Below are 7,893 nucleotides of genomic sequence, written 5' to 3' on the forward strand. Positions count from 1 at the left end.
GCCTAGAGGCCGATTCCCACCAGGTGCAGGTCTCCCAGCCCATCGTCGTAGCGACGGGCGAACTGGTAGAAGAGGGAGAAGGGCACGGCCTGCCCCATGGTGAATTGGATGGACATGGCCGCGCCAAACGCGCCGTGATTGTCCCGGTTGTCCGTCCGCGCCAGCGTCGCGAAGACGTCCATCTCGAAGTTGCGCACGAAGAGCGACGGCAGCAGCCACAGCGTGGACGCCCAACCGTGGTCGACGATGATGCGATACCGGTACGTCGCGCCGCCAATCAGCGCGTTCCTGGCGCGAATCGTGATGTCCTCGTAGCCGCGCACGTACTCGCTGAACGCGATGCCCGGCTGGAGCTGGAGGGGGAGGCGACTCGTCTCCGTCGAGCGCCGGCTGCTGTACCAGGTCTGGCCGGCGCTGAAGCCACCGACTTCGAGCAGCCCTTCGGGTGCACCCGGCAGGTAGCGCCCCACAGCGCTGAGCTGGAGGTTGTCCTTCCCGCCGAAGAATCCGCCGAAGAAGCCGTCCAGGCCCAGGCGGACGTCGCCCACCGTCGAGTCCAGCGCGAACGCTCCGGGATAGACGGCGCCGCTCACGGAGATTCCCAGTCCACGCTGGAGACCACCATAGGACGTGGCGTCACCCGCGAAGTACGACATGGAGACCTCGGGTCCAATCAGCCGCGTGACGAGCCGAGGGAACTGGCCGACGGCGTCGTACTCACGATGCAGCGCCAGCACGCCAATCGTCACCGGTGTCGTCCAGAACGTGCGGGACGCGTACGCCAGGGCCTGGAGGTCGGTGCGCTCGTTCTCGCGCACGCGCGCGACGGAGGCCTGCAAGTACCAGGGGGCGAGCTGCGCGTTGCCGTATGCGAGCGACACGTTGGGCTCTTCGTCCTGCGTGCTGTACGAGAAGTTCAGCGCGTACGCGTGGAAGCCGAGCCGGTCCTGGCCCGCGAGCGACAACCCACCGCTGAACAACAAGTCGTCCGAGTCGTCGCTCTCCCTCGCGACCCACAGGTAGGGGAGGCGGAACTCGGGGATGAGGAAGCCCTCCAGCGTCGAGTAGGGCTCATCGGTGAGGACCGTCACGGGCTTGCCTGGGTCGGGTGGCGGCGCGCCGACAGGCGCTTCGAGATTGCCCGTGGTGGATGCGATGGGCTCCACCGGAAGGGCTCCCGCGAGCGGCGGAGCCACTGGAGCGGGTTCCACTGGCGTGTCCGTGGAACCTGGAGGGAAGGGCGTGAAACCTCCAGGGGGCGGCTCGGACGTCGCGGGTCCCTGCGCCTGGGCAGGTGACGAGGTCCCCGCGTCCCGGGTGCTTGCGAGCGTGTCGGGCGATGCTCCCGCATCCGGTCCACCCGAGGCACTGGTTCCAGGGCGAGCCGCGAGCGTTCCTGCATCTGGCGTGCTGGGAGTGGCCGTGAGCGTGTCGCGCGATGCTCCCGCGTCGGGGCTTTCGGAAGAGGCCGCTCCAGGAAAGGCCGCGAGTGCTTCGGGCGACATCCCCGCGTTCTGTCCGCCGGGAGGCGCCGTGCTGGGGAAGGTCGAAAGCTCCTCGGGCGCGGGCGGCGGAGGCGTCTGCTCCGAGGGAGTCGTGACGGCGGGCGCCGAGGTGAGAGGCGGCGGGCTCATCGGCGACGTGTCCGCCAGGGGTGGCGGAGGTGTCCCGGTGCCGGAGCCAGCGGGCGCGTTCGCGGGAGGCACTCCCGGCTCGGCGCGCAGCGAAGGCGCTTCATCGGGAGACGACGTGGGCGCCTGCATGCCGGACGGCAACACCGCCGCGTTTACCCGCTCCGTCATCGCGGACACAGCGGCACGGTCGATGGTGAACGAGGCCCCATCCCTGTTCAGGAAGGCCACTTCACCGGTGCCCATGGGACTCACGTCCATCACCAGGAACGGTGCATCGGTGATTCGCGCCAGCTCCCGCGTGGAGACCGTCATCACATGCGCCTGGAGTCGTCCGGTGTCCTCGCGCAGGAACACGATGCGGTCCGCGTCCAGCCAGCGCGGCGAGTAGTTGAACAGTCCATCCCGCGTCAGCCAGCGCAGGCTTCCATCCGCCTCGCGCACGACCAGGTCCCAGCCCTGGTTCCCTTTCAGTGGGAACACCATCCGCGTCCCATCCGGGGACACGGCCGGTGGGCCCAGCGGAGCGCTCGCGTCGAAGTGGGTGAGCTGTTCCTGCTTGCCCGACTCCAGCTCCAACCGCCTCAGGTTCGCCGTGTCTCCTTCGACGCGGACATAGACATACGCCGCGCCATCTGGGGTGACGCTCCCGCCCATTCCCTTCACGTCATCCCAGACGCGCACCACCTCACCCGTGCGCGCGTCCACGCGCCACAGCTTCGCGTCGTATGCGCCCACCGCGTTCAGGTCCGCCATCACCAGGTAGAGCCACGCACCGTCCGCGCTGAAGGACATGCCGCTGACCAGCGTCGACGACCCCAGCACCCAGCGGCGGAAGGGCAGCAACTCCACCAACGGCCGCTCGAACCGCACATGTCCATCCGGCTCACGCACCGTCAATCGCGAGTACTGTTCCCGCCCCACGCTCACCAGGGCCGTCACGCCGGTAGACGGATGCGAGGCGAGGCGCGAGAAGTACCCCGCTTCGGGAATCCAGACGCGCTGCGACTGCGGCCGCTCCCGCACGATGAGCTGCTCACGCAGGTCCTTGGTGTACTCGGCGAACAGAGAGCCGATGTCCTTGCCATAGACACCCTTGAATCGCAGCGTCACGGCGATGGGTGGAATGACGGTGGTGCCCTGGTTGTCCACCAGCTTCCACAGCTTCGCCTCGCCGTACTTCGTGGCCAGGTACTCCACGAAGTGCATGCCCGTGAGGTAGTTGCCGCCGAACGGGTCCAATGCCCGGTTCTCGGGTGACAGGAACCCCGGGTCCATCCGCCCATCCCGGGCCTGCACCACCGAGTCGAACCAGCCCCGCCACACCGGACTGTGCGGACGCCCCGTGTCCTTGCCGAAGCGGCCCTCGTAGTACGTGGCCAGGCCTTCCAGGAACCACGACTCGGTGAAGGTGTTGGGTTGGAACAGGCCGCCAGTGAAGTCGTTGAGGAAGCCCCAGAGCCCGTTCGTCTGCTGGAGCTGCACGTAGTGCACGGCCTCGTGGCAGGCCACGTCGCCGATATCCACCTCGCCCAACCCGAAGAGGTGGAACAGCTCCAGCGTTACGTTCGCGGGCACCACCATCTGCTGCGGGATGCTCGCGTAGTCCGGCACCACGTACGCGTTGTTGAAGTCCGCGCTCGTCATGTAGACGAGGACTCGCGCTCGCGGCTCCTTGCGCCAGGTCTGCGCGCGCAACTGCTCCACGCAGCCCTCCAGCCGCGCCGCCATCCGCAGCGCGGGGCCTCGCAACTGCTCCGGGTAGTAGAGCTCCAGTGACGCGGTCGTCAGCTTGCGCATCGGGTCGCGCGCGAACGACGTCTGGATGTCTTGGGGAAAACGAGGTGTGACGAAAGCACACCCCCAGGATGTCAGCAGGAGACAGACGGCTACGGCATGCCAGCGCAGGCGCCAGCGGGAAGCAGGCATGCGGGCCATCCTACTGGCCACAAATCGTAGCCACGAACGCGTTTTTCACGGTAAGGGGAGGCCCACCGCTTCCCTTTCGATTTCGGATTCCTTCATGTCCCAACCGGAACCCCAGGCGCATCCTGTCCCCCAGCATGTCCACCAGGCGCAGCTCCAGGTCGCCGCGGCCCTCGAACAGGCCGAGGGCAAGCCGATCGACCTGGTCAAGGCGCCCTGGGCGGACGTGGAGAAGGCCGTCGCGAAGGTGCTGGGTGGCCCCTTCCAGGTGAACAAGCCCGAGCACCAGACGGTGGCCCTGGGTCTGGCTGGCGCGTTCGCCATGCGCCTCATCGTGGAGCACAACGCGTTCTGGTTCCCCAACCGCGACTCTCCGGAAGGCGCCACGCTGGGCTTTCCCGAGGCCATCATCATGCTGTCGCCCTTTGGCGCGGCGATGGACGCACTGGGTCAAAGCAAGCTGAGCCGGCTGGATGACCTGGCGGCGGACATCCGCCGCTCGCTGGGGCAGGCCCGCTTCGGCACCAACCCGGCCCAGGCCCTGGGCGGTCAGGCGCCGAAGCTGACGCCGGTGGACTACCAGCGCCTGTTCGACCCGGGCTTCCTCCAGTTCGTCGTCGTGGACCCGAAGAAGGCGACGACGACGCTGGAGACCAAGCCGGACGTGCTCGCCCGCGACGTGCGCAACGCGCTGGGTCGTGCGCAGGACCTTCCGGCGGAGGCTCGCCAGCAGTTCGAGGGGCAGATCGTCCAGTCCCTCCAGCGGTTGGATCCGACGAAGACGCTCATCGAGCAGGCCGAGCGCGCCCCGCGTCTGGCCGAGCTGATGGTCCACCTGTTCGCCACGGTGAATGGCACGGGCTCCGCGCCCGAGGACTTCTGGCACGACATCGTCCTGCCGCTGCTCTTCATCGGCGCGCCGACCTCCTTCCCGCCGCTGGATGACGAGGAGGTGGAGCTGTACCGCCAGGGCGCGGATGCGCTGCCCCTGTTCGTGGACGTGGTGCCGCACGCGCACCCCGCTCCGGACGAGGGTCTGCTGGGCGCGTTCGAGATGAGCGACATCGGTCTGCTGCACCCGGGCTTCGCTCGGGTGGGCGCGCTGCGACTCATCCGCATCGACCCCGCGCGCATCAAGCCGCTGCTGGCCAGCTTCGACGCGGCCAAGCTCGGCGGCACCATCAAGGCGTTCGGCGAGGCCGTGGCGAAGGCCGCTGGCAAGCCGGTCAACGACACGCCGCAGGGCAAGGAGATGCTCCAGGCCTCGCTCACGCTGCTGTCGGACCTGCAGCGCGGTGTGGCGTCGGGTCAGGGCGAGCTGTGCCTGCGCCGGCTCACCGAGGCGGAGGCCGCTTCCGAGCGGGCGCTCGGCTCCGTGCGCAAGGGCCTTCAGGGCTCGTTGATCATCACCTGAGCCGCTTCTCCAGCGCGGCGCGCGACTCGGGGCGAAGACGCTCCGAGGCCAGCTTCAAGGCGCGCCGCGACAGCAGTCGGTAGATGGGGGTGACGTCGTCGGGGAGCGCCGCGAGATGCGCGGCCACCACGCCCGCGTCACCCCGGACGATGGGGCCGGTGAGGCCTCCCGCGAGGCCCCGGGCTTCCACGCCGCGCAGGGCGGAGCGCATCAGGGGCAGCAGCGCCGGCAGGGCGTCCTTCGGTGGAATGCCCGCGGCACCGAGCGCCGCGACCGCCGCGTCCGCCAGGGCCACCATGAGTCCCGCGCTCATCACCGCACCCGCGTGGTAGGCGGCCCGGTGTCCCTCTGGCACTTCCATGGCGTTCAGTCCCACGTCGACGGCCATGCGACGGAGCACGTCTCTCAGCGTGCGTGAGCGGGTGCTGATGGAGGCGGTATGTCCCGCGAGGGAGTCGCGCGCGGAGGACACCGCGCAGAGTGGGTGGAACGAGCCCAGCGCGCGACCTCGTGGTGGGCCCAGCGCGCCCAGGGAGAGCGCGCCCGCGGTGTGCACGAGGGCGACGGAGCGGGGCAGGGTGGTGGCGAGTGTCTCCGCGACGTGGGGCACCTCCGCGTCCGGGACGCAGAGCAGGACGAGGCGCGCGCGCCTCAAGTCCTCGGGAGTCGCGGGCTTCAGGCCGAGGGCTTCGGTGCGAAGGCGTCCCTCATCGCTCCGCGAGTGCATGCGCACGGGCCAGCCCGAGGCGCTCAGCGCGAGGCCCAGCGCACCGCCCAGCCTCCCCGTGCCGACGATGACGAGGGACGGCCGCGTTTCGCGGCGAGGTGATGCGCGGACGGCACGTTTCCGAGAGGAGCCCGTGCCTGTCCCGGGAGCGGGTTTCCCCGTCCCCTTGCCGCCGCGCGTCCGTGAGACGCGGGGGCTCATCGCACCCGCTGGAACGCGAGCTGACCGGCGAGCAGCGCGACGCGCACCTTGTCGCCCGCGCCGAACTCACCCGAGAGGATGCGCTCGGCGAGCGGTCCTTCCACGAGCCGCTGCACCATCTGCCGCATGGGCCGCGCCCCGAGCTGCGGGTCGAAGCCGCCCGACTTCAACAGGTGGCCCACCACGTCCTGGCCCGCGACGTATTCGATGCCGCGCTCGGTGGACAGCCGCTTGCTGCTCTCCTCCAGCAACAGCGTGGCGATGCGCGCGACTTCTTCCTCCTCCAGCGGACGGAAGGGAAGCCGCTCGTCGATGCGATTCCACAGCTCCGGGGGCAGCGCCTTGCGCGCCGCGGACGCCGCCAGCTCCAGCGCGTTCGTCGTCGCCGAGCCCTCCGAGCCAAAGCCCAGCGGACGACCCGTGCGAGAGAAGGCCTCCGCGCCCAGGTTGGTCGTCATCACGATGACGGTGTTGGAGAAGTCGATGTGCCGACCCTTGCCGTCCGTCAGCCGTCCCTCTTCCAGCACCTGGAGCAACAGCATCTGCACTTCGCGGTGCGCCTTCTCGATTTCGTCCAGCACCACGATGGACGAAGGGCGCCGACGCACCGGCTCGGTGAGCTGGCCACCTTCGCCGAAGCCCACGTAGCCCGCGGGAGAGCCGATGAGGCGCGACACGCCATGCGCCTCCGACATCTCGCTCATGTCCAGCCGCACGAGCGCGTCGCGATTGCCGAACAGCACCTCCGCCAGCCCGCGCGCCATCTCCGTCTTGCCCACGCCCGTGGGGCCCAGGAAGAGGAAGCTGCCCATGGGCCGCCGCGAAGCGAAGCCCGCGTAGTTGCGGCGGATGACCCGCGCGATGCGCGCAATCGCCTCTTCATGCCCGATGACCCGCTCGCTCAGGTCCTGCTCCAGCCGCAGCAGGCGCGACGAGTCGTTCATCAACAGCCGCTCCTCCGGCACGCCCGCGAGCTTCGCCACCACCCGCGCCACGTCCGAGACCTCCACCACGTCCCGCCCCTCGCGGTGGCACCGGCTGCCCGCCAGGTCCACCACGGAGATGGCCTTGTCCGGCATGAACCGGTCCGTCACGTACCGACTGGCCAGCGACGCGGCGGCCTCCAGGGCCTCCGGCCGGTAGCGCAGCGCGTGGTGCTCCTCGTAGCGACCGATGATGCCGCGCAGGATTTCCACCGTGTCCGGCACCGACGGCTCGTGCACCACGACCGGCGTGAAGCGCCGCTCCAGCGCCGGGTCCGCGCTGATGAACTTGCGGTACTCGTCGTGCGTCGTGGCGCCGATGCAGGGGAACTCGCCCCGTGCCATGGCCGTCTTCAGTTCGTTGGCCGCGTCCTGCGGGCCATCACCCGTGGAGCCCGCGCCCACCAGCGTGTGAATCTCGTCGATGAAGACCATCACGCGGCCTTCCGCGCGGCGGACCTCTTCCTTCAGCGTGTTGAGCTTCTCGGAGAAGGAACCCCGCAGCTGCGTGCCCGCGACCAGCGAGGCCATGTCCAGTTCGACGACCACCTTCTCCGCCAGGCTCCCGCGCAGGCTCAACAGCCGCTGCGCCACGCCCTCCACCACCGCCGTCTTCCCCACGCCGGCTTCACCCAGCAAGCACGGGTTGTTGGTGCGGCGCTTGCCCAGGACGTCGATGACCTCTTCGATTTCCCGCGCGCGGCCCACCACTGGATCCAACCGACCCTCGCGGGCCAGCTGGCTCAGGTTGCGACCCAGCGACGTCAACATCGGAAACGCCTTGGGGTCCAACGCCAGCGACGTGCCTCGGGCCGCCGGAGCAGCGGGCGCGGGGCGCGACACCGGCGTGGCGGCGAGGGGCGTCGAAGCCGGCGGCGGCACCGCGCGGGCCACCGGGGCGGGCGCGGCGGGAGGAGGAGCGGCCTTGGGCGGGGGCGCTGCCTGGGCCTCGTCGTCGTCCACGTCGATGAGGTCCCTCGGAGAGAGGGCGGGAGTGGTGACGCGTGGCGG

4 protein-coding genes are annotated in these 7,893 nt (G+C 69.7%); 1 reads left to right on the forward strand and 3 read right to left on the reverse strand.

What is annotated here, in order from left to right; translation table 11 throughout:
* Positions 1–2: 2 nt before the first annotated feature.
* Complete coding sequence (locus FJV41_RS28220) at positions 3–3,431, reverse strand: hypothetical protein (RefSeq protein WP_246137462.1); 3,429 nt, start codon at positions 3,429–3,431, stop codon at positions 3–5.
* A gap of 223 nt (positions 3,432–3,654) precedes the next feature.
* Between FJV41_RS28220 and FJV41_RS28225 the strand changes: the two genes are divergently transcribed.
* Positions 3,655–4,971 (forward strand): hypothetical protein, encoded by a 1,317-nt coding sequence (locus tag FJV41_RS28225; RefSeq protein ID WP_141645671.1) that lies wholly within the window; start codon positions 3,655–3,657, stop codon positions 4,969–4,971.
* On the opposite strand, the gene FJV41_RS28230 is transcribed toward FJV41_RS28225, so the two are convergent.
* Complete coding sequence (locus FJV41_RS28230) at positions 4,964–5,899, reverse strand: Rossmann-like and DUF2520 domain-containing protein (protein WP_141645672.1); 936 nt, start codon at positions 5,897–5,899, stop codon at positions 4,964–4,966. The two genes, FJV41_RS28225 and FJV41_RS28230, sit on opposite strands and share 8 nt — an antisense overlap.
* The coding region (locus tag FJV41_RS28235) for an AAA family ATPase (RefSeq protein WP_141645673.1) at positions 5,896–7,893 on the reverse strand (1,998 nt) is incomplete at its 5' end. The genes FJV41_RS28235 and FJV41_RS28230, both read right to left, overlap by 4 nt.

Source organism: Myxococcus llanfairpwllgwyngyllgogerychwyrndrobwllllantysiliogogogochensis, assembly GCF_006636215.1.
GTDB classification, from domain to species: Bacteria; Myxococcota; Myxococcia; order Myxococcales; family Myxococcaceae; genus Myxococcus; species Myxococcus llanfairpwllgwyngyllgogerychwyrndrobwllllantysiliogogogochensis.